This window comes from Pseudomonas sp. Marseille-Q1929, from assembly GCF_017316265.1.
In the GTDB taxonomy this organism is placed as follows: Bacteria; Pseudomonadota; Gammaproteobacteria; order Pseudomonadales; family Pseudomonadaceae; genus Aquipseudomonas.
Map to the genome: position 1 here is coordinate 1 of NZ_JAFLWU010000020.1, position 25735 is coordinate 25735.

General features: G+C 61.8%; 24 protein-coding genes and 2 pseudogenes. 14 read left to right on the forward strand and 12 right to left on the reverse strand.

Features of this window, described 5'->3' with window-relative positions; genetic code table 11:
* Nucleotides 1–112: 112 nt before the first annotated feature.
* Both J1G37_RS29045 and J1G37_RS19970 read right to left on the reverse strand, forming a co-directional pair.
* Nucleotides 113–1768 (reverse strand): annotated as a pseudogene (locus J1G37_RS29045) (ATP-binding protein); the annotation flags it as partial.
* Between the two features lie 109 nt (nt 1769–1877).
* Nucleotides 1878–2486 (reverse strand): LysE family translocator, encoded by a 609-nt coding sequence (locus J1G37_RS19970; RefSeq protein ID WP_207044820.1) that lies wholly within the window; start codon nt 2484–2486, stop codon nt 1878–1880.
* A gap of 112 nt (nt 2487–2598) precedes the next feature.
* Here J1G37_RS19970 and J1G37_RS19975 point away from each other — a divergent pair, with 112 nt between their 5' ends.
* The 5 genes from J1G37_RS19975 (at nt 2599) to solA (ending at nt 7488) form a co-directional block, all read left to right on the forward strand.
* Entirely contained in the window at nt 2599–3462 is an 864-nt protein-coding gene (locus J1G37_RS19975) for a LysR family transcriptional regulator (protein ID WP_207044822.1), read from the forward strand.
* A gap of 126 nt (nt 3463–3588) precedes the next feature.
* Nucleotides 3589–4068: a DUF3757 domain-containing protein gene (locus J1G37_RS19980; RefSeq protein ID WP_207044824.1), complete on the forward strand. Its 480-nt coding sequence runs from the start codon at nt 3589–3591 to the stop codon at nt 4066–4068.
* Between the two features lie 533 nt (nt 4069–4601).
* Complete coding sequence (locus J1G37_RS19985; protein ID WP_207044826.1) at nt 4602–4964, forward strand: hypothetical protein; 363 nt, start codon at nt 4602–4604, stop codon at nt 4962–4964.
* Nucleotides 4965–5034: 70 nt separating this feature from the next.
* Nucleotides 5035–6294 (forward strand): hypothetical protein, encoded by a 1260-nt coding sequence (locus tag J1G37_RS19990; protein WP_207044830.1) that lies wholly within the window; start codon nt 5035–5037, stop codon nt 6292–6294.
* A 30-nt stretch (nt 6295–6324) separates the two neighbouring features.
* A complete protein-coding gene (gene solA / locus J1G37_RS19995) occupies nt 6325–7488 on the forward strand; it encodes an N-methyl-L-tryptophan oxidase (protein ID WP_207044833.1) in 1164 nt (387 codons plus the stop codon).
* Nucleotides 7489–7526: 38 nt separating this feature from the next.
* On the opposite strand, the gene J1G37_RS20000 is transcribed toward solA, so the two are convergent.
* From J1G37_RS20000 to J1G37_RS20020, 5 genes are all read right to left on the reverse strand, one after another.
* The gene (locus J1G37_RS20000) at nt 7527–8153 is read right to left on the reverse strand and encodes a glutathione S-transferase (protein WP_207044835.1); all 627 of its coding nucleotides are present in this window, start codon (nt 8151–8153) and stop codon (nt 7527–7529) included.
* A 188-nt stretch (nt 8154–8341) separates the two neighbouring features.
* A complete protein-coding gene (locus J1G37_RS20005) occupies nt 8342–10399 on the reverse strand; it encodes a methyl-accepting chemotaxis protein (protein WP_207044838.1) in 2058 nt (685 codons plus the stop codon).
* Nucleotides 10400–10766: 367 nt separating this feature from the next.
* Nucleotides 10767–11066 carry a DUF3144 domain-containing protein gene (locus tag J1G37_RS20010; RefSeq protein ID WP_207044840.1) on the reverse strand — a complete coding sequence of 100 codons (300 nt, stop codon included), beginning with the start codon at nt 11064–11066 and terminating at the stop codon, nt 10767–10769.
* An 11-nt stretch (nt 11067–11077) separates the two neighbouring features.
* The gene (locus tag J1G37_RS20015; protein WP_207044842.1) at nt 11078–11791 is read right to left on the reverse strand and encodes a tRNA (adenine(22)-N(1))-methyltransferase TrmK; all 714 of its coding nucleotides are present in this window, start codon (nt 11789–11791) and stop codon (nt 11078–11080) included.
* A gap of 5 nt (nt 11792–11796) precedes the next feature.
* Nucleotides 11797–12507 carry a FadR/GntR family transcriptional regulator gene (locus J1G37_RS20020; protein ID WP_207044844.1) on the reverse strand — a complete coding sequence of 237 codons (711 nt, stop codon included), beginning with the start codon at nt 12505–12507 and terminating at the stop codon, nt 11797–11799.
* A gap of 340 nt (nt 12508–12847) precedes the next feature.
* Between J1G37_RS20020 and J1G37_RS20025 the strand changes: the two are divergent.
* The 3 genes and pseudogenes from J1G37_RS20025 (at nt 12848) to J1G37_RS20035 (ending at nt 16285) form a co-directional block, all read left to right on the forward strand.
* A pseudogene (locus J1G37_RS20025) lies at nt 12848–14210 on the forward strand (MFS transporter).
* 19 nt (nt 14211–14229) lie between these two features.
* Nucleotides 14230–15555, forward strand: coding sequence for a glucarate dehydratase (gudD, locus tag J1G37_RS20030; protein ID WP_207044846.1), 1326 nt, complete (start codon nt 14230–14232; stop codon nt 15553–15555).
* Between the two features lie 214 nt (nt 15556–15769).
* On the forward strand, nt 15770–16285 hold the full coding sequence (locus tag J1G37_RS20035; RefSeq protein WP_207044848.1) for a hypothetical protein: 516 nt from the start codon (nt 15770–15772) through the stop codon (nt 16283–16285).
* Nucleotides 16286–16309: 24 nt separating this feature from the next.
* Here the strand turns inward: J1G37_RS20035 and J1G37_RS20040 are convergent, their stop codons facing one another.
* Complete coding sequence (locus J1G37_RS20040; RefSeq protein WP_207044850.1) at nt 16310–17632, reverse strand: hypothetical protein; 1323 nt, start codon at nt 17630–17632, stop codon at nt 16310–16312.
* Between the two features lie 87 nt (nt 17633–17719).
* On the reverse strand, nt 17720–18223 hold the full coding sequence (locus J1G37_RS20045; protein WP_207044852.1) for a hypothetical protein: 504 nt from the start codon (nt 18221–18223) through the stop codon (nt 17720–17722).
* A gap of 248 nt (nt 18224–18471) precedes the next feature.
* Between J1G37_RS20045 and J1G37_RS20050 the strand changes: the two genes are divergently transcribed.
* Together J1G37_RS20050 and J1G37_RS20055 are read left to right on the forward strand one after the other, a co-directional pair.
* Nucleotides 18472–19497 (forward strand): alpha/beta fold hydrolase, encoded by a 1026-nt coding sequence (locus J1G37_RS20050; protein ID WP_207044856.1) that lies wholly within the window; start codon nt 18472–18474, stop codon nt 19495–19497.
* A 31-nt stretch (nt 19498–19528) separates the two neighbouring features.
* Nucleotides 19529–20923, forward strand: a complete 1395-nt coding sequence (locus J1G37_RS20055) for a PLP-dependent aminotransferase family protein (RefSeq protein WP_207044860.1) — start codon at nt 19529–19531, stop codon at nt 20921–20923.
* Here J1G37_RS20055 and panB read toward each other — a convergent pair.
* Nucleotides 20911–21726 carry a 3-methyl-2-oxobutanoate hydroxymethyltransferase gene (gene panB, locus J1G37_RS20060; RefSeq protein ID WP_207044863.1) on the reverse strand — a complete coding sequence of 272 codons (816 nt, stop codon included), beginning with the start codon at nt 21724–21726 and terminating at the stop codon, nt 20911–20913. The genes J1G37_RS20055 and panB overlap by 13 nt on opposite strands.
* Nucleotides 21727–21890: 164 nt before the next feature.
* Between panB and J1G37_RS20065 the strand changes: the two genes are divergently transcribed.
* From J1G37_RS20065 to J1G37_RS20080, 4 genes are all read left to right on the forward strand, one after another.
* A complete protein-coding gene (locus J1G37_RS20065; protein WP_207044865.1) occupies nt 21891–22043 on the forward strand; it encodes a DUF2986 domain-containing protein in 153 nt (50 codons plus the stop codon).
* Between the two features lie 82 nt (nt 22044–22125).
* Complete coding sequence (locus J1G37_RS20070; RefSeq protein WP_207044868.1) at nt 22126–22401, forward strand: metal/formaldehyde-sensitive transcriptional repressor; 276 nt, start codon at nt 22126–22128, stop codon at nt 22399–22401.
* Entirely contained in the window at nt 22398–23300 is a 903-nt protein-coding gene (dmeF, locus tag J1G37_RS20075; RefSeq protein ID WP_207044871.1) for a CDF family Co(II)/Ni(II) efflux transporter DmeF, read from the forward strand. The genes J1G37_RS20070 and dmeF overlap by 4 nt, the downstream gene beginning before the upstream one ends.
* Nucleotides 23301–23333: 33 nt before the next feature.
* Nucleotides 23334–23513 carry a DUF1289 domain-containing protein gene (locus tag J1G37_RS20080; protein WP_207044874.1) on the forward strand — a complete coding sequence of 60 codons (180 nt, stop codon included), beginning with the start codon at nt 23334–23336 and terminating at the stop codon, nt 23511–23513.
* A 3-nt stretch (nt 23514–23516) separates the two neighbouring features.
* On the opposite strand, the gene J1G37_RS20085 is transcribed toward J1G37_RS20080, so the two are convergent.
* On the reverse strand, nt 23517–24314 hold the full coding sequence (locus J1G37_RS20085) for a DNA/RNA non-specific endonuclease (protein WP_207044877.1): 798 nt from the start codon (nt 24312–24314) through the stop codon (nt 23517–23519).
* Between the two features lie 94 nt (nt 24315–24408).
* Entirely contained in the window at nt 24409–25626 is a 1218-nt protein-coding gene (locus J1G37_RS20090; protein WP_207044880.1) for an MFS transporter, read from the reverse strand.
* Between the last annotated feature and the right edge of the window lie 109 nt (nt 25627–25735).

A 25735-nucleotide genomic window follows, 5' to 3' on the forward strand; every position in this document is an offset into this window, starting at 1 on the left:
TACTTTCCCTACCACCGCACTGTTAATCTTTTTTTTTTTTACGCAACACACCCCCCTCCGACAACTCCGCTATCCCCTCCGCCGCCAGCGCCAAATGGGTAAAAAAAACAACATTCACCCCGCCCGGCAAGCCCACGTCCGTCACCAGCAGATCAATATGCACATCCGAGCGCAGCAGTTTCAGCCCCGCCGCGCTGTCCGCCGCTTCGATCACGGTGTAGCCCAATTCGCCGAGCACATCCGCCAGCAACATGCGTACGGTGGATTCGTCGTCCACCAACAATACGGTTTCGCCGTGTTGGGCGACTTCAATCGGGGCTTGCCCTGGCGTCAGTTCGTCCCCCGGCGCCGCGCCGTGGTGGCGTGGGAGGTAGAGGGACACGCAGGTGCCCTCGCCCACTGCGGACTGGATATGCACCTGCCCGCCCGACTGTTGGGCAAACCCGTAGATCATGGACAGGCCCAAGCCGGTGCCTTGGCCGATGGGTTTGGTGGTGAAGAAGGGTTCAAACACGTGGGCCATGACGTCTGGCGACATGCCGGTGCCGGTGTCGCTGACGCTCAGGCGCAGGTAGGGGCCTTCGGCAAGGTCGTGGGCGCGGGCGGTGTTGGCATCGAGCCAGTGGTTGCTGGTTTGCAGTTGGATGCGGCCGCCTTCGGGCATGGCGTCGCGGGCGTTGATGCACAGGTTGAGCAGGGCATTTTCCAGTTGGCTGACGTCGACGAAGGCGGTCCAGGTGTCAACGGCGCCCAGGGTTTCGATCTGGATGCCGGGGCCGGCCGTGCGTTGGATGAGTTCGGCCATGCCGTACATCAGGGTGTTGACGTTGGTGGCGCGCGGTTCCAGAGTTTGCCGGCGGGAGAAGGCCAGCAGGCGTTGGGTGAGGACGGCGGCGCGTTTGGCCGAGCCTTGGGCGGCGACCATGTATTTGTCGACGTCGCTGAGGCGGCCTTGGCTGATACGGCGGTTCATCAGTTCGAGCGCGCCGGAGATGCCGGCGAGCAGGTTGTTGAAGTCGTGGGCGAGGCCGCCGGTGAGTTGGCCGACGGCTTCCATTTTCTGTGATTGGCGCAGTTTTTCTTCGGCCTGCATCAGCATGGCGGTGCGTTCGGCCACACGCTGTTCGAGGGTTTCGTTGAGGGCGCGCAGTTGGGCTTCGGCGTCGCGCAGGGCTTCGTCGGCGATGGTGCGCTCCAGCAGGTCGGCGGCTTGGCGGGCGAGGATGTCGAGCAGGCGCAGGTCGCGTTCGGACGGTTGGTGCGGCGCGCTCCAGTGGGTGGAGATCATGCCGAGCAGGCGCCCGTCGCGCGAGCGCAAGGGGGTGGTCTGGGCCGAGCGGATGCCCGCGCGGCGGAAGGCGATCAAGTCTTCGGTGCCGGCGATGTCGGCCCATTCTTCGAAGTCGGGAATGATGGCGCGCTGGCCCAGTTGCAGGGCCATGGTGCAACTGCTGTAGGCCATTGGGCTCACCCATTGCCAGAATCCTACGGCCTCAGGCGGCAAGCCCCGCGAGCACAGCAGTTGCAGTTCGCCGCCATGGCCCGAGGGATGGCCTTGGGGACAGAGCAGCTGCATGGTGCCGAATTGCGAGCCGGTGATGGACACGGCGGCGTCGACGATCTTGCCATAGAGGGCTTCGAGGTCTTGCTCGCCGATCAGGTCCAGGCTGATGCGGTGCAGGAACTCGATGTCCGACAGCGCGGTTTCCGAGTCGCGGGAAGATCCACGGGGGAAGGCGGCCGGGAAGGCGGTGCGTAGGGTTTTCATGGGGGGGGCTCCGGGGAGCTGGCATTGAGCTATTAGCAGGTTATCAGCAAAGCTGTGACCACGCGAAACAGGGAGACGTTCGGTGGTGACAGCTTTCTTTTACCCCTCCTCAACTATGAATCGGCAACGCCAACCCAAACACCACAAAAAACCCACCACACGCCTTATTGAACCGCCGCCCGGTCCGCGCCAACCACGGCCGCACGCGGTGGGCAGCGCTGGCCACCATGTATTCAACGCAAAACTCCACCACGGCGTAGGTCAGCGCAATCGCCGCCGTCTGCGCGATAAGGTTCCTGTGGGGGTCGAGAAACGGCGGAATAAACGCCGTAAACAACAGCAACGCCTTGGGATTTGAAAGGGCCGACACCAACCCTTGGCGGAACAGCGACCAGCGCCGCAGGCTTGGCACGCCGGCCATCTCCAGGCTGACGGGCGCGGATCGCCACAGCCCGAAGCCCAACCACACCAGATACAGCCCGCCCCCAATCTTCAAGGCCGTGAACCAGCCGGCCGACGCCTGGATCAACGCGCCCAGGCCCAACGCACACAGCGACAGCACCAGGGCAAAGCCGAGCACGCCGCCGCTGATGGTGAACAGCGTCCGGCGCCGCCCGTGAATCGCGCCGTGGGTCAACGCCAACAAGGCGTTGGGCCCCGGCACGACCGCGATGCCGCAGCAGGTAATCAGGTACAGCAACCAGGTGTCGAAGGGCATTATCAGGTCCGGTAGCGGTTGATTTAAGCCTGCATATTGCGAGGGAACAACGACCCTGAAAAGCGCATAATTCACAGCACAGTCATTCGATTAACGAATAGAGGTCAGCGCGATGCCTTCCAGCGATTTGCAGATTGATTGGCTCAAGTGTTTTGTCGCGGTGGTGGACGCTGGTTCGCTGTCGGGTGCGGCCCATGAGGTCAACCGATCGCAGTCGGCCGTGAGCATGCAGATGAAAAAACTCGAAACGGCGCTGGGGCGGCCCTTGTTGAACCGAGGCCCACGCCACCTGCAACTGACCGATGACGGCCAGACGCTGCTGGGCTATGCGCGACGTATGCTGGCGCTGCATGCCGAGACCCAGGCGGCGTTTCATGGGGAGGCGTTGACGGGGCGCATCCGCCTGGGCGTGGCAGAGGACTACGCCGCCAAGTACCTCACGCCGCTGCTCAAACGCTTTGCGCCGCGCCACGCGGGGGTGGACATCGAACTGACCTGTGAACAATCGACCGCACTCATCCCACGGTTGCGCAGCGGCGATCTTGATCTGGCCCTGGTGTCCAGGGACTCGCCGCAAAGTGGCACGTTTCTGTTCCATGAGCCGATGGTCTGGGTGGGGTCGCCGCAGTTTGAACTATGGCGACGCGACCCGGTGCCCATCGCCGTGTACGAAAGCGCCAGCCTGGCGCGGCGCTATGCGGTGAACTCACTGGCCCAGCAGGGCCGCCAGTTCAAGGTGGTGTACAACAGCTCCAGCCTGGCTGGCCAAGTAGCAGCCGTTGAAGGCGGACTGGCGATTGCCGCGATCACACAGTGCACCGTGCAGGCATCGCTTCAGGTCTTGGGCAGTGAGCATGGTTTGGGAAATATCGAGCCTATGGAAGTGTCGATTCTACGCAGCCGAGCCTCGCGGGGGTCCAAGGCGGTCAATAGCCTGCATGCCTTCATCATCAGTGCGCTGAGGCAGCAGGCGTGAGGCGCAGGCCAGCGCTACAGCACCACAATGGTTATTCTGAATCCATCTATAGAACTGTCAGATGTGACAGTAGCCATCTCGGTCACCGCCGCTCAGAGTGAAGTGCCGTCAACCGAGGAACTTGCCATGCCCACCTTTCGCTCGTTCTCACCCTCCCTCGCCACAGCCGTCAGGGCTGCGCTGTATCCAGCGGTGTTGGCCGGCCTGGTCGCCTGCACGTCCAGCGACAATGCCCCCAGCGTCGCCAACATGTGCCCGGGCATAGGAAGCATCCATCAGACCAAGGAGGCGCAAGGCTATAGCTACTCTGCTATCGCGCCGGGCAGCGGATGGCACGGCGAGAACCCGCTTGCAGAAGAGCACTACCTCAAGGGGATGAAGTTTGAATCGGCAGCTATCCGTACGGGTCAGGCAAGCCCAGGCCAGCCAGAGTATTACTTCGTGGCCTGCGATTACGAAGGCCCGGAGCAATTTGCGTTTTTAAGGATGTCTCAGCGTTTCCCGGTACTCCCTCGTGGGACAGGGGCAAACTGGGACGAGGGCAACGTCTGCCGGAGAGCTTCGGTGACGGACTGCCCATTCACGGTTTTCGGCCCGGCGCCATGATTGACAGCGGCACGGTGCAGCCGCTGCGCTATTTCGGACAGTTCCCCGTAACAAGTACGCCGCCGCAATTATTCAATTCGCGCACCTTATCAATGGGCACGCTGTAGCTACCATCGGTTGCCTGGTTGTATTCAAAAACGCTGGGAAGTGTGTTGGTGTTCGCCGGTTTTGGGCTGCCGCCACCACAGGTTTGCCGAAGTGTGCACATATCGCCTTGCCGTTCCGTCCATCCCCACCCGGAGCATGTGGCGTAGGCCTGGCTTTTGGACCATGCGTCTTGGCACGCCTTATTGTGCGTCTCTCCAAACCCGAACGCCTGGGAGGTCATTAGCACCCAGGGTATTGCACCTGCTGCCAGCAAGCATTTTACGTTCTTCATAGCTATCCACTCCGCTAATTACGAGCAACGTCTTCCTGGTCAGGGTATTGATGATCCCTGCCGGCATCTCTACAACTAATTGGAAATTCGTCGCGGCTGAAACTGCCCCCATACCCTGCTAACCTGCGGCCCTTGCCTTCAACTGGAGCTTTCCGTGGCCCTATCAAAACGCGACAGCGCCCGCATCGAACGCGACTTGGTCGCCGCGCTCACCGACGCCTGCGAAACCGCCAAGGCGCAAATCCCGGGCTTCGATTGGCTGACCCACACCGTCAACTACGCCGACTTCCCCCAGAGCCTGGTCATCACCTGGGTCTTCGACACGCGGGCCAGCAAGGATCACGCCCTGGCCACAGGTTTGGATGCACACATCCGCGACCTCACTGCCATCGCGCTGCACGCCGCCGATATCCCGCCCGTGCCGCTGAAGCGTTGCGTGCAACTCGACTCGGAAGAGGCGTGCCACGCCCAGCACGGCGGCAACTGGCGCTTGCGCCTGACCCGCGCAGCCAACTAGAGCCCGCCGCCCAACTGCTGGATAATGCCCTGCCCTGTCTCTCGCCTTTTTGATACGGAAATCCCGCCCCATGAAGTTGCCGTTTTCCGCCGCTGCCCTGACCACCGCCCTGCTGCTGCCCACCCTCGCCCACGCCGCCGATGCCGTGCTGACCGACACGCTCAAGGCCTTCACCCGCTGCGATGCGAGTTTCTTCAGCAGCCTGAACACCCACCGTGACGCCTGGCAGGCCTATGCGCCGCTCAAGCAGGAGAAAAACTTCACCTGGATCGCCGTCAGAAACCGTACCGACCACAACGCCAATCGGGTGCCGATCAGCGCACCGCCCATCGCGGGTTTGAAGCTGTTGTCTTACAGCGACGAAGTCACCGACCTCGGGCCGCTGGGGCTGTTTTATTACTGGGGCTTTATTGTCGACGGCGGCGTGGACGAGGTCGCCAAGCGCCTCGCACCGCTGCTGGAACAGCCCGGGGCGCTGCAAAAAGGCGAAGGGGAATACACCCGCAGCGAGCTCAAGGTGGGCGACGGCTGGCAGCTCATCAAACCGCAACCGGGCAAGGCCCCCGGCATACGCCAGGTGGAACGTGTGCTGATCGTCGAGCCGGAGGGCAAACACGGCACGCAGTCGCGGGTGAGTTGCTCGGTACAGGGTGGCGTCAACGCCGGGCTGTTGGCGCGGTTGCGGCCAGACATCGCGCCGGTGGACTACCCGCGCACGCAGGCCGAGACGAATATCAGCGATGTCGAGGTGCCGACCAACGTGCGCCAGCAGCTTGGTGCACCGCTGCTGCAACCGAAATTCAAGACCCTGAGTTACACCTACCTGTCGAAGAAAGGCGACGGCAGCAAAGACCTGCCGACCTCGGTCACCTTCAAGGCCGAGGGTGGCTTGCTGGTGAAGAACGAGGTCTACGGCCAGACTTTCAACGTGGACCGCCTGACTCAGGCAGACCTGATCCAGTTGAAATCGAAAATGAACGGCGTCGGCGATGGCCGGGTGCTGCAAACCCGTGAAGCCGAGCTGAAGGTACCGGCCAGTTGGGCGCCGGGGCAGACGCTGACAGCTCGTTTGCGCATGGTCAACCTGCCCGCCCGCGCCACCGACAAGCCCATCGAGACGTCGCTGACCTGCACCGTCGGCGCGCGCATTCCGGCACGCCAGGTGTTTGCCGCGCTGACCGGCGACGCGATCAAACTGGCCTGCGACCAGGGTGACTACACGACCGCACGGGTGTTTATCGAAGACCTGGGCGTTGCCCTGACGCTGGAATCGACGTCGAGCCAGACGCACTATGTGAACGAATACACCGCGTTTGACGTGGTTCGCTAGTCAACCCAGCCTCTGAAGCGAGTATCAACCTTGGAACGATATGAAGCGCTCGTCATCGGCCTTGGCGCCATGGGTGCCGCCACGGTGTACCAACTGGCCAAAGCCGGCGTAAAGGTCGCCGGCATCGACCGTCATCACCCGCCCCACACGCTAGGCTCAAGCCATGGCGACACGCGCATCACCCGCCTGTCGGTGGGCGAAGGCGCGCAGTACGTGCCGATCGTGCGCAACTCACACCGCATCTGGCGCGAGCTGGAGGCGTTGTCGGGGGAGGCCTTGTTCGAGCAGTCGGGGCTGTTGGTGTTGACGTCCCACGCGGATTTCGACCCCAGCGATGCCAGCGACTTCACCCTGCGCACCATTGGCCTGGCGCAAACCTACGGGATCGCCCATGAGGTGCTGGACGCCCAGCAGATCCGCCAGCGCTTCCCGCAATTTGCCCAGGTCGCGGACAACGCCATCGGCTACTACGAGCCCGAAGGCGGTTTTGTGCGGCCCGAGCGGTGTATCGAGGTGCAACTGCGGCTGGCCGAGCAACACGGCGCAACGCTGTACAAGGGCGAAACCGTGACCGATATCCGCTCGGATGCGCACGGCGTCACGGTGACCACTGACCAGCGCACCTTGCAGGCCGACAAGTTGGTGGTGAGTGCGGGCAACTGGGCCGGCGGTTTGCTCGGGGCGCCGTTTGACCGGCTGCTCAGCGTGTATCGCCAACAATTGTTCTGGTTCGCGACCGAGCCCGACGCGCAACTGGTGGGGGCCTCACCGACGTTTATCCTCACCCATGGCCCGGACCAGACCAACTACGGTTTCCCGGCCTTGCCTGGCGAGGGCAGCTTGAAAGTGGCTACGGCGCAATATCACACCGCTTCGACCCCCGAGACGCTGGACCGCAGCGTCTCACCCGCGCAGCAGCGGGAGATGTATGAGCAACAGGTTCAAGGGCGAATTGCCGGGCTCACGGCCGAGGTGGTCAAGTCGGCGGTGTGCGCCTACACAGTGACGCCGGATCATCACTTCATCATCGACGCGCACCCAACCTTGCAGCACACGCTGGTGGTGTCGCCCTGCTCGGGGCATGGCTTCAAGCATTCGGCGGCGCTGGGCGAGGCGTTTGCGCAGTGGTGCATGCGCGGGGAGAGTGACCTGGATCTATCGTCGTTTTCGTTGCAGCGTTTCGAAGGGCAGTAATTGCGGGGAATGGGGGCACACTTGCCCCCTGAACGGCCTTACTTGGCGAACGCGTACTCACCGCCCTGCTCTACCGCTTTGCGATAAGCCGGCCGCGCCTGGAATTTCTGCACCCACGCCGCCAGGTTCGGATACGCCTGCAACTTGCCCTGGGCCCCGGCGACTTCGCCGATAAAGCTCATCTGGATATCTGCACCACTCAACTCATCCCCAACCAGATACGGCGTCTGTCCCAGCACGTCGTTCAAGTAACCCAGGTAGTTGGCCACTTCCGACTCGATCCGCGGATGCAGCGGCGCACCTGCGTCACCCAGGCGGCCGACGTAGAGGTTGAGCATCAACGGCAGCATGGCCGAACCTTCGGCGAAGTGCAGCCATTGCACGTACTGATCGTAAGTGGCGGTGGCCGGATCGGGTTGCAGACGACCTGCGCCATGGCGGCGGATCAGATAGTCGATGATCGCAGCAGACTCGATCAGCACCTGGCCGCCGTCCTCAATCACCGGGGACTTGCCCAGCGGGTGGATGGCCTTGAGTTCCGGCGGGGCGAGGTTGGTTTTCGGGTCGCGCTGGTAACGCTTGATCTGGTACGGCAGGCCGAGTTCTTCGAGCAGCCAGAGGATGCGTTGCGAGCGGGAATTGTTGAGGTGATGGACGGTGATCATGGCAGGGCTCCGCAGGGCGAATGAAAGGGAGTGCAGCAGGAGACTACGCTATCTACCGGCCATTGAAGATCTAAATGTGGGAGCTGGCTTGTGTGGGAGCGGGCTTGCTCGCGAATGCGGTGTGTCAGTCAATACATCGGGTGACTGAACCACCGCCTTCGCGAGCAAGCCCGCTCCCACAGGAGATCTCAGCCCAGCCGGAATCGTGCGGTGTTGTCACTTAGGGCCTGGCTGCCCTTGCTCAGGGTGTCCGCCGCACGGTTCACCGCTCGCGCACCATCGAGCAAACGCCCCGCCGCCTGGTCCACTTGCTGGATATTGCCGCTCACTTCGTCCGCCGTCGCGGCCTGTTCTTCGACCGCTGTGGCGATTTGCGCCAGGGTGTCGGTGACGTTCTGCACCGCGCCGGCGATCTCGCCCAGGCGTGTGCCGAGCCCGGTGACCGACGCCGCGTCCGTCAGCGCTTGTTCGCACGCGGCGCCCATCAGGGTGACCGCCTGGCTCACCGTCGCACGCAGGCTGTCCACCGTGCCGGCGATCTGTGCGGTGGAGGCCTGGGTGCGTTGCGACAGGCTGCGCACTTCATCCGCCACCACGGCGAAGCCGCGCCCCTGCTCGCCGGCGCGGGCGGCTTCGATGGCCGCGTTGAGCGCCAGCAGGTTGGTCTGCTCGGCGATGCCGCGAATGGTGTCCACCACCGATTGAATCTGCTGGCCCTGCTGGCTGACTTGCTCCAGGGCGTTGGCGGTGTCCGTCAGGCGCCCGTTGAGTTGCTGGATGCTGGCCGTGGTGCGTTGGCTGTCACGGCTGCTGTCTTCGGCGATGCGCCGGGTCTGCTGGGCGCTGCCCGACGCTTGTTCGCAGCTACGGGCGACGCCCAGGGAGGTCGCGGCCAGTTGGGTGGCAGCGGCGGCAATCTGGCTGATTTGCTGTTGCTGGTCTTCGACTTCGTTGAGAGTGCTGCCCGATTGCGCATTGAGGGTGAGCACCGCCGAGCCCAACTGCTGCGTCTCGTGATTGACCCCCAGCAGGCTGGTGCGCAACTGCACCACGGCGACGTTCAGCGCGGTGCTGATGGCCGCCAGTTCGTCACGCCCCTGCACCGCCACTTCCACGCAGAGGTTGCCGTCACGCAGCGACTCCGCCAGCGTGGTGATGCCACTGGCGCTGCGGCGGATCGAGGCTTGCAGGCACATGAACAGGTACAGCGCCGCCAACGCCAGCAGGCTGAACGTCGCGGCCACGGGCACGATCTGCTGGAGGGAACGATCGTGGTAGTGGCCGAGGCGCGCGTCCAGGGACGTCAGCGACTGGTTGCGCAGGGCACCCAGGCTGCCGAGCATGGCATCGACACTGCCTTCGAAGGCGGCCGTGTCGAGCTTGATGGTGCCGCCGAACACGCCGTCATCAAGGACCTTGAGCTGGTTGTCGAGGGTTTGCAGGCTGTTGTCATATTGCGCGGTCCATACCTCCATGCCCGCGTACTGCTTGGCCTTGAGCGACGCGGCGGCCTTGACCAACTGGTCGCGCGCGTCGCCGATGCGGCCGCGCAGGTCGCGCATCTGCAAGCGGCTTTGCAAGGTGAACTGCCCGGACGCGATAGACGATTGCCCCACACTGGCCATGCGCCCGACACGCTCGATCAGGTCAGGGGTGTGCTGGGTGGAAATCTGCATCAGCAGGTAGGTTTCCAGCCAGGGATCGAGGATCAGGCCAGTGTCCAGGGTCACCTGCTCGCGCAGGGTTTGCATGGCCGTCAGGGCCGAGGTGAAGCGGTCATAGCCGTCCGGCCACCAGCCCACGGTGCGCAGGGATTGGGAATCCATGCCTTTGACGGTGGCCTGCAACGCCTCGAAGCGCGCGAGGATGTCGGCGCTGGCGTGCTGGGCTTTCAGCGACTCGCCCAGGGTTTGCAGGTTTTGCAACAGCAGCGGGTAATTGGCATCGACCTTGTCCATCGCCGCCTTCGCCGCCGGGGTGGGTGCGTGCAGGATGTCGGCGGCTTTCCAGCGCGCGGCCAGGTTGCGCTGGGCGGTCAATTGGCCGTCCAGCGCATCCAGGGCCAGCAGTTGGCGAACGCCGGACTGCTCGCTGGAGATCACGCTCAATTTGGCGCGATAGTCCTGCCCGATCATCCACAGGCTGCCAGCCAGGGGCAGCATGAACAGGAGGAACAGGATCTGGAACTTGCGCGCAAAACCAAAACGGCCGAGCAGGCGGATACCGGGTGATAAAAGGCTGTGCATGTCCGACCACTCCCCAAAAACGACCCAGGCGGTGCACCGCTGGGCAAAGCCTTGAAATGACTAACGGCAAAACGCCATGTCATTGATTAGCTTGGCTCTAGCAAGATACGGGCCGTGGGTAGAGAGGCAGGAGATAGGCGGGGCTGCACGCTGATAGCGCACGGAACACGCCCTGAAATGGGGCAAAAGCACTCAACACTGCGGGCCAACCTGTAACCATTTGGCGCCGCTCGGACAAACACCACAAATCTAGATGTGGGAGCGGGCTTGCTCGCGAAAGCGGTGGATCAGTCAGCACACCTGCAACTGACACACCGCGTTCGCGAGCAAGCCCGCTCCCACATTTTTTGGACTTCATCAGGCCCGCTTACTCTGGTGTCTTGGCGAGCATGTACCGGTCGAAATTGTTGATGTGATCATCCAGATTATCCTCAAGCATCATCCGGTACTGATCGCAGAAATACTTCAACATCGCCTCCCGCGCCTCGGCCATTTCCGCGCCGGACTTGAAGTTGCGCGCACTGGCCCAGGCATTGAAGCGGGTGGTGCCAAACATCATCGAGGCGCTGATCTGGCCAAGGTTTTCCTCAGCCTTGAGTTGCTCGTTGGAGAGTTCGATATGCGCGTCTGCGCGGTCATAAAAAGCTGGGTCGGTGGCGTCTGCCATTGCGGGAATCCTTATTGAATAACGGTCTGTTCGGCCAGCAGCGCGGTGATCCAGCGGGCCTGTTGGGCGATCTCTTGTAGCGTCGTCTCGGGTACTGCCTGGCGCGCCTGTTCAAGGCTGGCGAGGGTCTTCTGTTTCTGGCGCAGCATGCGTTGCCACTTGGCCAAAAATGCCGGGCTGCGCGCCTGCATTTGCAGCGGGCCAAAGTACAGTTGCTCGGCACTGTACTGCACCTGCTCGCTGCGCTCGGCAACGATGATTTCGTAGTAGAAACGGTTTTCGTGCAGCAACTCTTCAGTGAGGATGGCGTAGCCGTTGTCCATCAACCATTGGCGCAGCGGTTGCTCGCCGCCATTGGGTTGCAGGATCAACCGCTCGTGGCTGCTGAGATGCGCCTTGCCACTGTCGAGGATGTCGCGGATGGTCTCACCGCCCATGCCGCAAATACTGATTGCAGTGATGCGGTCTTGCGCTTCGATGGCCGCCAGGCCGTTGGCCAGGCGCACCGTGACGTGCTGCTCCAGGCCGTTGTCACGCACCGTGCGTTGGGCGGCATGAAACGGCGTGGTCGCCACTTCGCCGGCCACCGCCGCGCTGATCGCACCCCGGCGCAGCAAGGCCACCGGCAAGTAGCCATGGTCGGAGCCGATATCGGCCAGGCGCGCGCCCAAGGGCACGTTTGCCGCCACGCGCTCCAGGCGCGCGGATAAAGTGTGTTGGTTCAACTGCCCTACTCTCCCGAAAAACGATCGCGGCTATTGGTCAAGTGCAGCACCATCGCGGCGCGTGCAGCGTCCGGGTCCTGGCGCTTGATCGCGTTGAAGATCGCCTCATGCTCCAGGTGCGCCAATTGCCCCAATTGGGCGAAGTCCGCGCCACCGCGTTCGGCGGCCTTGACCTGAGTGCGCGGAATCATCGCATTGCCCAGGTGCAGCATGATTTCACTGAAGAAGGTATTGCCGGTGGCTTCGGCGATCAATTGGTGGAAGCGTTTGTCCTCTTCCACACAGCTGTCGTTGTTGGCCAGGGAAGCCTGGTAGTCGCTCAGCACTTCGCGCATGCGCGCCAGTTGCTCGTCGCTGCGGCGCTGGGCGGCCAGCGCCACGGCTTGCACCTCCAGGCCCAGGCGCAACTCCAGCATGCTACGCACGCTGGCCAGCGTGTCCACATGCAGGCGCAGCCCGGACTGCGCTTGCGGCGCCAAGACAAAGGTGCCGATGCCGTGGCGCGTCTCCACCAACCCCGACGCCTGCAACTTGGACAGTGCCTCGCGCACCACGGTGCGGCTGACACCATGCTCGGCCACGATGGTGGATTCGGACGGCAGTTTTTCACCGGGCTGCAACTGCCCGAGCAGGATGCGCTGGGTCAGCGCTTCAACCACACCTTGGGCGAGGTTGCTGGAGCGTTTACGCACAGTAGGCGCGCTTTCAATGGGCATCGTGACGGGTCCACGGGGTTGGGCTGGGAGGGAGCTTAACACCCTGCCCGGAGGTGACGCTGGGTTGATTGAAAAGGCGATCAACTTGTATGACAACCAATCTGACAACCCACCCTTTCGATTTTCAGGCTCATTGCTTTCCCGCGAATCATCTACCTGCTGAAAACCCATAAAACCCCATTAAAAACAGCGTAAATAACCAAAATAGGCAATCATCTTCTGGCCTTATAAGAACAAAATCGCCTACCACCGCATTGCAGACCGCAGAAAACCACTTGTATGATGTCTATCAACAAAACACGCAAACCCGCATAAAAATAATCAGGGGGAGTTTTGAATTGTGAACAATTCAAACCATGCATCTGCCGCACCAGACAATGATTCCACCCCTCACGCGCGCCGTGAGCAAAGTGAAGAGCCATGTGCTCCCACTGTTCGTGATCATGTTCATCCTCAACTACATCGACCGGGTCAATATCGGCTTTGTGCGCACGCACATGGAACACGACCTGGGCATCGGCGCGGCGGCGTACGGCTTTGGTGCCGGGCTGTTTTTCATTGGCTACGCGCTCTTCGAAGTCCCCTCCAATATGTTGCTGCAAAAGGTCGGCGCACGGATCTGGCTGACCCGCATCATGTTCACCTGGGGCATCGTCGCCACGCTGATGGCGTTCATCCAGAACGAAACCCACTTCTACATCCTGCGCTTCCTGCTGGGCGTGGCCGAGGCGGGTTTCTTCCCCGGCGTGATCTACTACTTCACCCGTTGGCTGCCCGCTGCCGAGCGCGGAAAGGCCATCGCGATTTTCCTCAGCGGCTCGGCGGTTGCGTCGCTGATTTCCGGGCCGTTGTCGGGCGCGCTGTTGCAGATCGAGGGCTTCGGCTTCCACGGCTGGCAGTGGATGTTTGCCATCGAAGGTTTGGCCTCTGTGGCGCTGGGGTTCTTTGTGTGGTTCTGGCTAGACTCCAAACCCCACGACGCCAAATGGATGACCCGCGAGGAACAGGACGCGCTGGTCAACGCCATCGACCGCGAACAGCGCGAGCGTGAGGCGCTGACGACGGTCAAGCCGACCCTCGGCAAGCTGCTCAAGGATCGCCAGATCCTGCTGTTCTGCGCCCTGTACTTCTGCATCCAATTGACGATCTACGCCGCCACCTTCTGGCTGCCGAGCATCATCAAGAAGATGGGCGACCTGAGTGATGTGCAGGTGGGGTTCTTCAACTCGATCCCGTGGCTGATCTCGATCATCGCCATGTACGCTTTCGCATCGCTGTCGAGCAAGTTCAAGTTCCAGCAGGCCTGGGTCGCGGCGGCGTTATTGATTGCGGCGGCGGGCATGTTCATGTCCACCACCGGCGGGCCGGTGTTTGCCTTTGTGGCGATCTGCTTTGCGGCCATCGGCTTCAAGTCGGCGTCGTCGCTGTTCTGGCCGATCCCCCAGGGCTACCTGGATGTGCGCATCGCGGCGGCGGTGATCGCGCTGATCAACTCCATCGGCAACCTCGGCGGCTTTGTCGCGCCGACCACCTTTGGCTTCCTGGAACAAACCACCGGCTCGATCCAGGGCGGCCTCTACGGCCTGGCCGGCACCTCGGTGCTCGCCGCGATCCTGGTGTTTTTTGCCAAGACTTCGCCCTCTGCCGTGCTGGCGGCGCCAAGCGCCGTGCCCACCGGCGCTGCCATCAGCAAACCTCTCTGAGCCTCACTAGGAACCTGCCATGAACACGCCCGTCGTCACACACTTTCAAGTCATTCCCGTCGCCGGCCACGACAGCATGCTGCTCAATCTCAGCGGCGCCCACGGCCCGTATTTCACGCGCAATATCGTCATTCTCAAGGACAGCAGCGGCCACACCGGCGTCGGCGAAGTGCCCGGCGGCGAACGCATCCGCGAAACCCTGGAAGACGCGCGCAGCCTGGTGATCGGCCAACCCATCGGCCAGTACCAGCGCATCCTCAACCAGATGCGCAGCACCTTTGCCTCGCGGGACTCGGCCGGGCGCGGCCTGCAGACCTTTGACCTGCGCATCACCATTCATGCCGTCACCGCCATGGAGGCGGCGCTGCTCGACCTGCTGGGGCAGTTCCTCGAAGTACCGGTGGCCGCCTTGCTCGGCGAAGGGCAGCAGCGCGATGCGGTGAAAATGCTCGGTTACCTGTTCTACGTCGGCGACCGCAACGCCACCGACCTGGCCTACCGCAACGAGGCGGATGCCGATGACGACTGGTTCCGCCTGCGCCACGAGAAGGCACTCACCGCCGACGCGGTGGTGCGCCTGGCCGAAGCCGCCAAGGCCAAGTACGGCTTCAACGACTTCAAACTCAAAGGCGGCGTGTTGAGCGGCGACGCCGAAATCGAAGCCGTCACCGCCCTGGCCGAACGCTTCCCCGATGCGCGCATCACCCTCGACCCGAACGGTGCCTGGTCATTGAAAGAAGCCATCCGCCTGTGCCGCGATCAGCACCATGTGCTCGCCTACGCCGAAGACCCGTGCGGTGCGGAGAACGGTTATTCCGGCCGCGAAGTCATGGCCGAATTCCGCCGTGCCACCGGCCTTAAAACCGCCACCAACATGATCGCCACCGACTGGCGCGAAATGGGCCACGCGATCCAGCTGCAATCGGTGGACATCCCCCTGGCCGACCCGCACTTCTGGACCATGCAAGGCTCGGTGCGTGTCGCGCAGATGTGCCATGAGTGGGGCCTGACCTGGGGCTCGCACTCCAACAACCACTTCGATATTTCCCTGGCGATGTTCACCCAGGTCGCCGCTGCCGCGCCGGGCGACATCACCGCCATCGACACCCACTGGATCTGGCAGGACGGCCAGCGCCTGACCCGGGAACCGCTGAAAATCGAAGGGGGTTACGTGCAGGTGCCGAGCAAGCCCGGACTGGGAGTGGACATCGACATGGACGCCGTGGCCAAGGCGCACGAGCTGTACAAAGGCATGGGCCTCGGTGCGCGGGATGACAGTGTGGCGATGCAGTTTCTGGTTCCGGGGTGGACGTTCAACAACAAGCAGCCTTGTCTGGTGCGGTAACCCCCCTGAGAACACCGCTGCACGCTGTGGGAGCGGGATTGTGTGGGAGCTGGCTTGCCTGCGATGCGGGCACCTCGGTATGTCGGCAATACAGAGGTGATGCTATCGCAGGCAAGCCAGCTCCCACAGTTGATCTTCGTATGATCACACCCTCGCTTTGCGTAGAATGCGACGCCTCGTCATCAGGACCGTCTCATCCCAGGAGGGGTAACGCATGCAACCCGACACCACGATCAAAAAACTCAAGCTCAAGGACCAACTGCGCAGCGAGCCTTCCAAGGCCTGGGCGCCAGTCGAACAAGCCCTCGCTTATCTTGTGCTGATGACCCCCATCCTGTTGTTTGCCGAGTACTTTGGCATCACCGACACGTTCAAGATGAATTTGCTCGTTGGCGGCGCCATAGGTGCAGTCATAGGCTCGACTTTCAACTTCTTCAGCAGCATGGCACTGTCCCAATGGACCGTGCCCGGCCAGGTCGATCCAGAGGCCGTGCGCAGCGCCATGCCTGCCCTGAAATACGTCGAAAGACAGCCGGGGGTGTACCAGCCGAAGAGGCCGCTGTTCAGCCTGTTTCATCGTTACCAGTCCGAGCGCATCACCCTGCAAGCCATGGGCGCTAGCACGCTGATCAGCGGCCCTTACAAGCAGTTGAAACAGCTCTCGGCATTGGCCCTCGATGGCGCACAATCCCCAGCATCCGATCACACGCCGCCTACTGTGCAAGGCTGATGGTTTGTCGAAGATCAACAGCGCTCAGGACATGAAATTTCGCATCAACTTGAACAGATTGCCAGGCATGAGCCAGCGTGTGCCTGGCGGGTCACGGCGTTCCGCGCTGAAGTCCATGACGGCTTCACGGGCAAGAGACTGCGACGCCTGATCATCAGAGGGAGCAGCGGGCTTGATCAGGCGGCCGGTTGATGGCTCAAGCATATAGCCCTCGGCCTTGCCTAGTTCGGTGAGTGACCAGACGCCGTTGGTTATCACCCGGAGCGCCATGGAGGGCGCAAGTCTTATGTCCTTGTGTGTGGTGCGAATGACATGTTCGTCGATCACAGCGTGTTGGAAGGTGGAGAACTCGCTGCCAAGTGGTGGTTGATCTGCGCCCTCATTGGAGAATTTGTTCACCATCCGCTCCAGAAAGGGTATGCCGCCGACATTCATGAACGTGCCGTGACCGGGGTCCAGAACGTATCGTAAAAAGCCCTGATCGATACGAGTACTGCTCATTGCCGAACTATTCAGTATGCGTGAGGCGACTTCACCGCCCTCTGGTTTGAAATCGTATGTCACCTTATAGCCGTCCGAGTCATAGCTGCCAGTGTTGGAACTCCCGAGCTGACGACCATCGCTGTAACTGCGATAGGTCGCGAGAGCCCTCATCAGCCGGTCGACGTACTGAAGATCCGCACCTTCAGCTTGGGCATAAGCATACATATCCGCGATCAACGCACGATCATCGCGGTTGAGAAACTCGCTGGCACTTTGCAGGGTATTAAAAATCGTCGCAGGCGGAAGGGCCACCGGCGGCTCGCTGCCGCCAAACACGCGTGAAATCAGGATTTCATGGCCGCCAACGGGTACAACCTTCAAACTCGAACCTGCTGGAGCGCCCTTCGGCTGCATCGTTTCCCAGGCTGCACGTCGCTCATTGATGGTGAAGGGGCCGCCATCGTCGTGAGCAATCAGATTGAGTTGATCGCGCGTCAGACCGTTAAAGGGGTTGCTGTCAAAGCCGTTGACAAAGTCCGTCGCTTGCCGTGCCCGCTTCAGGAGTTCATGGTTATTGGTATCCGGGATCTCCGCATCGTGTTGCGCCTTGTTGGCGAAATACTTGCCGTCTGTTATCGGCTCAAGCAACTCACCACTCTTGTGACCCACACGCGTTTCAGCCCGCGTTGCCGCATCACTTAATTGACGAGCCAGGATAGAGACGGTGGAGGTATCGCTATTGTGGGTAGACGTGGTCGCACCAACCTTGCTTTCATAAACCGTGGCAATGGGTGACGCAGCACTGATGGAACCACTTTGCGCGTGATTGTTAGATACCAGAGTATTTGCATTGATATTGACCATAAACATCCACCTTGCAAAAGCGCACGGGTGATTGGGCGACATGAAAGACACTCGCGATCAAATCGACCGCGAGCGCTCTACACTTCACTAATAGCGATATCGATACGTCACTGAATCGACGCCAGCAGGGCGGGCATAAGGGGGCGAGCCACCCAGTACATGGTGCCGGATATCAACAATCGAACCATGACCGAAAGGCTGATCGTTAAAATCCGTCAATTCCCCCGACGAATTCGGGCGAATCTCCCTGCAGTCGCGATCAGAGCTAAAAGGGCGGTAGTAGCAAAGTTCTACCCTCTCGTTGAGCGTTTGAGGGTAGTAAGTTGTACTCCATCGAATCCCCAACAACTGTCTGGGCACCAAGCGTGCTTCTGCGGGAATATCCTGGGCAAGAATGCTGAACCTGGAGAATCCGACGCTCGGCGAAACATTGGCATTAGACAATATAAGCACTTGGCCAGGCGCTATCGTTTTCGAAACAACGCCGTCGGCGGCAAAACTTGAATCATTGTTAACAACCATTAAAACAACAAAACAGGAAAGCAGAGGCCTTCCAACCTTGTTAACGCGGGAAACTATGAAGTCATTCATAATCATCACCAATAATTAACGGGCTGAACACCCAAGGATCAAATCAATCAACCTGTAAGAACCACGCCACCACTCTTGCATGAATTAACAACCCCCAACACCCACCCACTTCCTAAAATAACGAACGACAACTCCGTCATACTTAAAAGTAGGAATACGCCAGAAACGTCCTAGTCCCCCGCCCCCTCTACCAAAACCGTTGATTTCCAGTCATCATCCGCGCCTCACTTTCAAGGACGATAACAACAGTGAAAAACGCCCTTTGCGCCTTGCTCTTGATTGGCCTCGCCACACCCGTATTCGCCGACAACACCGCCATCGGTTTCCAGAACATCACCCTCCCCGACGCGCAGAACAACCGCTCGTTGCAGATGGTCGTCTGGTACCCGGCCACCACCAAAGCCACACCGGAATTGATCCGCGACGATGCCGTGTTCTACGGCGCCCTCGCCGTACCCGACGCTCCCCCGGCCCGTGGCAAACATCCGCTGGTGGTGATGTCCCACGGCAATGGCGGCAATTGGGGCAACCAGGTGTGGCTGGCCAGTGCACTGGCTCACAAGGGCTACATCGTCGCGGCGGTCAACCACCCCGGCACCACCAGCAAAGACCGCAGCCCTGAAGCCGCCGCGCAGTTGTGGCAGCGGCCCAAGGACCTGAGCCGGGCCATCGATGCGGTGCTCGCACAGCCGCAGCAGTTTGGCGCGGTCGCCCCGCAGCGGATTGCCGCTATCGGGCACTCCCTCGGTGGCTGGACCGTGCTGGAGATCGCCGGCGCGCGCTTCGACCCCGCGCTGTTCGCTAAGGATTGCGCGGCCCACGTGCTGCTGTCCGGCTGCATCGCCTATCAGAAGATGAACCCTGACAGCATCCAGATGGCGGCGGACTTGCGCGACAAGCGCGTCACCGCCGTGGTGTCCCTGGACCTGGGCCTGTCACGCGGCATGACCGACGCCAGCCTCGCCGCACTGCCGGTGAAGGTGCTGGTGCTGGCGGCAGCGGCGAACGGGCCGGACCTGCCCGCTGAATTGGAGTCTACGGACCTGGCCAAGCGTCTGCCCAAAGCAACGACACAGTATTTGAAGATCGACGACGCCACCCATTTCAGCTTTATGGCGATCTGCAAACCCACGGGCGAGGCGCTGATCGAAGAGAGCTCGCCCGGTGACGGGATGATTTGTCACGATGCCAAGGGCGCGCGGCCACGGGAAGTAATCCAGCAGCAGGTTGTTGGGTTGATTACCGACTTTCTGGCACAGCCTGCTGGCAAGTAGCAACGGATCGGCTTGACCAGCGCGAGGCCCCATGGACAAGACCAACAAAGCGCCCTTCGCCTACCAAGCCGTCTACCGCTACCTCGTCGAGTTGATCGAGACGGCCCCGGCGCAAGGCGTGCAAAAGCTGCCATCCCTGCGCCAACTGGCCCAGCGCCTGGGGGTGTCGGTCTCGACCACCAAGTACGCCTATGCATTGCTCGAAGATGAAGGGCGCATCTGCGCCAGACCCAAGCAGGGTTATTTCACTCGGTTGGCGCCAATTGTTGCAGTGAATGAACGCTTACCCAGCCTGCTAGACCAGGTGTTCGCCAGCGCCCGTCAACCGGGCATGCTGGCCCTGAGCAGCGACGCACCGGCCATGTTGCTGTCGCTGGAGAACCCATTGCTGATGATCGAGCGCGAACTGGCTCGCCACTACCCGCGCTCACCCACCCCGCTCTTCCTGCCGTTCGGTGAAGCCGAATTACGCGCGGCGCTGGCCGAACGCTACACCCGTTCCACTGACGACTATTGGCAGGCGGATCAGGTGTACATCGGCGCGGACCTGCACAGTGTGCTGGCATTGTCCCTTCGCGCGCTGAACCTGGAGGGCAGCGTGGCGCTGGTGGAATCACCTTGTTCGTGGGCGATCCTGCGCCAGTTGCAGGCGGCCCGGATTCGTGTGATCGAAATGCCGCTCGACGCCGACGGGCGCTTTGACCTCGGCGCACTGGATGACGCGCTCAACCACGAACCCATCCGCCTAGCCGTGCTGTCCTCGACGGTGAACACGCCCCACGGCAGCGTGACACCGGCCGAAGAAAAACAACAGATCTGTCACTGGCTGGCGCAACGGGCGATCTGGCTGTTCGAAAACGACACGTACGGTGAGCTGTACTTCGCCGCACAACCGGCCCGTTACCGCGACTTTGCCGACCCACAGAAGCTGCTGGTGTTCTCCACCTTCGACAAGGTCATCGGCGCGGAAGCGCCCTACGGTTACGTGCTGTGTCGCGGCCACGCGGCGCCGTTGCAGCAGCAGTTCCGGGAGCGCGCATTCCGCCTCTCGCCGAGCCGCCAGAAAGCCATCGCCAAACTGTTCAGTACCCGGCGTTTCGACCTGCATCTACAGGCCCTGCGCGCCCTGCTGATGGAACGCATGACGCGCTTGTGCAGCCTGCTGGATGAACACGGCGCGGGCCAGTTCCATGTGATCCCGCCGCAAGGGGGCGCGTGTTTCTGGTTGAAGGCCACGCATCCGGTCGACATGCGCCACGTGTTCGAACGCCTGCTGGCCCAGCAGATCGTCATCGCCCCGGGGGAACTGTTCAGCCAGCAAGGCGCCTGGACACATCACCTGCGCCTGAGCTTCACCCTCGACTGGAGCAAGGATATTACCCGCGCCGTGCAGCACCTGGCGCAGGCCATCCATCACAGCCCATAGCAGTGCCGCGCCTCGGGGAAACGACCGTGGCGCACGTCGTCGGCATATCGCGCGCAGGCATCGCGGATCACCGCGCCCACGTCGGCGTACTGCTTGACGAAGCGCGGCAGATGCTCACCGCCCAGGCCCAGCAGATCTTCAGTGACCAGCACCTGGCCGTCGCAAGCCGGTGAAGCACCGATGCCAACGGTGGGCATTGGCGAGTCCAGGGTGATCTGCCGCGCCACGCCTTCGGCAACCCCTTCCAGCAGCAGGCTGAAGGCCCCGGCTTGCAGATTCGCGCGCGCATCCGCGGCAATCACCGCGCCGGTCTCAGCCGTGAGGCCCTGGGCCTTGAACCCGCCCATCACGTTGACGAACTGCGGCATCAACCCCACATGCGCCATCACCGGAATGCCGCGTGCCACCAGAAACTCGACGGTGCCCGCCAACGCCTGGTTGGCTTCCAGCTTGACCGCATCGCAACCCGTGCGCGCCAGCACCTGGGCGCAATTGCGAAAGGCTTGCTCGTTGGATTCCTGGTAACTGCCAAACGGCATGTCGGCGATGACACAGGCCAGGCGCGTGCTATCGACCACCGCACGGGTGTGGCCGATGATTTCTTCGAGCTGCATGCTCAAGGTCGATGGCCGGCCGTAACCGACCATGGCCGTGGAGTCGCCGATCAGGATGAAGTCCACCAGCGGGTCGATCAGCGCGGCGATGGCACTGGAATAGGCGGTCAAGGACACGATTTTCTGCTGGCCCTTCATCGCCACCAGTTGCGGGACGGTCATGCGTTTGGTGCGGGTGTGGATGCTCATCGGTGTCTTCCGTTAGCGCAGGGATTCAGGCGTTACGGGGCCCGATTATTGGCAAAACCAGAGGCGATTCAATGCACAGATCGGCGCTAAAAAGCGACCCAGGGAAACGGCCACGGTTTTTTAAGCTGGTATCATTCGCGCCTTCACCCGCCGGATAAAACCCCATGAATCGTCAGAAAAAACTGCAGCAACTGTTCAAGGCCAAAGCAAAGAAGGCCAACGCCAAACTGGCGCCCAAATCCAAGGACAAATACATCAGCAAAGCCGACCGCCTGAAGCTGGCTGAAGAAGCAGCGCCGGCAGCGGAACAAGAGTGACCCAAGCCGCTTCGCCGCACCTTGTGATAGGGGGGAGGGGTATGCAATGATCGCCTCCTTCATAGGTAGGGGGGGTATATCCATGGGCCACGTATCCGCAAACAAAGACAGCCTGATCAAGCGGGTAAAACGTATCGCCGGGCAGATCCAGGCCCTTGAACGCGAGCTGGAAGCAGACGCCGACTGCGCCAAGACCCTGCACCTGGTCGCCGCCACACGCGGCGCGATCAACGGCCTGATGGAAGAAATCATCGAAGACCACGCCAGGGCGCACGTGGCCGACCCGAGCCTCTCCGAGGAAGCACGCAGCAAGGGCGTCGAAGAGTTGCTTGAAGCCATCCGGCGCTACTCCAAATGAGCCTCGCCAATAGCCATACCCACGAACACGTGTTCCTCGGCTCATCCCACGATGAAAACGCCCGGCGCACCTTGTGGGTCGTGTTGCTGACAGTGGCGATGATGGTGGTGGAAATCGCTGCCGGTGCAATCACCGGTTCCATGGCCCTGCTCGCCGACGGTTTTCACATGGCCACCCATGCCGGCGCCTTGGGTATTGCTGCCGCTGCGTACGCCTATGCCAAACGGCATGCGAACAGTCCGCGCTACAGCTTTGGCACAGGCAAGGTCGGCGATCTCGGTGGCTTTGCCTCGGCGTTGATCCTGGCGTTGGTGTCGCTGGGAATTGGCGTGGAGTCGGTGATGCGCCTGCTCGACCCTGCCGAGGTGCAGTTCGGCACCGCCACCCTGATCGCCGTGGTCGGTCTGGTGGTCAATATCGTCAGTGCGCTGCTCTTGGGCCACGGCCATAGCCACGATCATGATCACGATCACCACCACAGCCACGACAACAACCTGCGCTCTGCCTACGTACACGTCATCGCCGACGCACTGACCTCCGTACTCGCCATTGCCGCGTTGCTGGCCGGGCGTTACCTGGGCTGGGTGTGGCTGGACCCGGTGATGGGCATTGTCGGCGCCATCGTCATTGCGCGTTGGGCCTGGAGCTTGATGGGCGTGACCGCTGGCGTGCTGCTGGACCGCACCGATGAGCACGTCGCCGCCGAGATCCGCGAATTGGTTGAACAGCCTGGCGACGCGCGGATCACCGACTTGCACGTCTGGCGTGTCGGGCCAGACGCCCATGCGGCAATTGTCAGCGTGGTGGGCAGTGCGACGACAGATGCCGAGTGCATCCGCGAACGCCTCAAGCCGGTTCACGAAGTGAGCCACCTCACCGTCGAGTTTCGCGCCGTGTAACAACGGCTACTTATTCCAACCCCAGGTGAAACCTTGGCTAAAGATATCGAAAACCCCTGTATCTCCATCTGTCAGCTCAGCGGCGATCTTTGCGTCAGTTGCGGGCGCACCAAGGATGACATCCGTAAATGGAAAAAGATGAAACGCCCGGAGAAAATGGCCGCCGTGCAACGGGCGACCCAGCGTTTGAAGGCGCTGAAAAAGGCCAAGTAACCGTCAGCTACGGCCTACCGAACCCGACACCGGAAGGTTGCCGAGCAACTTGAGCCCGGTGTTTTTCACAAAGGTGTCGTAGTCCATCGGCTTCTGGATGCGGGTTTCGGCGTTGGGCAGCACGTAGGCCCAGGCGCGCTGGGACGAGGCGTCGTACACCAGCTTGAACAACCGCGTCGGCACCCACACCCGGTTGTCGCCGATGGTGCTGTAGCCGGCGTCGAACAGCGGGCCGGTGAACACATACACATCGCCGCCGGCACGCACGGCAAACTTGCGCACATCCGCCTCAACCTTGCTCCAGATCTTGCGGTTGTTGGTGGGGTCCTGCGGCACCATGTTCGACAACGCAAACGACTGGGCCATGGCATTGGCGTTGGGCGCGTCGGCGGCCGGGGATTGGTGGCCACGGTCCACGGCCGGGTGCTGGCTGCGGTAGTCGCTCAACTCGGCGCGGCCACTTTTGGGAATGCGCGGGTCGGCGTAGAACTGGTTGGTGCGCTCCTCGCCCTTGGCGTCTTTCAATTGCGCGGCATTCAGGCGTTCGACTACCACCAGCGGAGTCTTGCTGGCCTGCGAATAGAGCACTGCAAAATGATCGGAGCACAGCGCCAGGGGCTTCATGGCGGCAGGCACCGTGGCGGTGTTGATCGGTTTTGCGGCGGGGAACAACTCTGTGCAACTGTCGAATGACAGCTGTTTTTGTTGCTGGGTATAGAGGTCTGACTGACTGCGGGCATTCGCCCCGGCGGAAAGCAAAACAAGGGCTGACAGCCCAACGGCAATTTTGCGTAGGTACATGGGTTAAATCTTCAGAAGAGAGTCAAGCGGCAGGCTCCGGCGAGCGGAGCCAAGTGGATGATATTGCAGGGATTACTGACTACAGGATGTCAGATTAGTGCCCGACGGCTGCAGGTTTTCCCGCACCCCGCGCGCCCGGCTTGAATCCATGGCTGCGAGCGCCCCAGGCCAGTGCAAATGACAGCACGATCAATAGCAACATCGCCCACGGAAACGACGTCGCGCCCCAGGTCTCCAGCAACACCCCACCCGCCACGCCACTGGCGGCAATCGCGCTGTTCCACGCCACCACATTCAGCGACAGCGCGACGTCAGCGCCCTCTCCCGCCGCGTCGGCCAGGGCGGTTTGCAACAGTGTCGCGGCGCCGCCGAAGCTCAGGCCCCACACGGCGACACCGAGGTAAATCACCTGGGGCAGGTTTCCGAGTAGACCCAACGCCACGCTGACCGCCGCAAACGTCACCAGGCTGACCAACACCGTGTTGCGTAACAATGGCTCGACTAGCCGCGCAGTCAGCCAAATCCCCGCCAACGCGGCCACCCCAAACACCAGCAGCACCCCATCCACTCGCGCCGCCAGGCCTGCTTGCGCCACAAACGGGGCGATGTAGGTGTACAGAATGTTGTGCGCCAGCATCCAACTGATCACCACCGCCAGCACCGGCCGCACGCCCGGCGTGGTCAGCACCTGACCCAGGGACACACGCTGATGCGCGGCCTGCGGTGGATAGTCCGGGACCTTCACCAACACCCAGACGATCAGCCCCAGCGTCAACGCCGACATCAAGCCGAATGTGGTGCGCCAACCCATCAACCCACCCAGCCACGTGCCCAGCGGCACACCCAGCGACAGCGCGATCGGCGTGCCGACCATCGCCAGTGCCAGCGCCCTGCCCTGCTGATGCGGCGCGACCATGCGCCGGGCGTAACCGGCCAACAGGCTCCAGGCCAATCCGGCCGCGACACCGGCAAAAAAACGCGCGACCAGGGTCACGCCATAGTGGGACGACAGCGCCGTAATGGAGTTGAACAACAGGAAACCGACGATGGTCAGCAGCAGCACATTACGCCGGCGCCAACCACGGGTCGCAATGGTCATGGGGATCACCGCGAGCACCGAACCCAGCGCATACGCGGTGACCATCTGCCCAGCCATCGACGGCGAGACCGCCAAACCCTCGCTGATCAATGGCAGCAGGCCCGCAGGCAAGGTTTCGGTGACGATGCAAATAAAACCGGTCATGGCCAGGGCGAGCAAGGCGCCGATGGGCAGGCGTTCGGATGACGCGGATAAGCTGAGTGAGGGGGTCACGGGAAACTCCTTGGAGGAACTTAGATACTGATCGATACAAATGTTGCAGGCGCCGACAGCACGTTGTCAACGACTTATGTATCGACTAGTATTTATCTCGCTTCCCCAC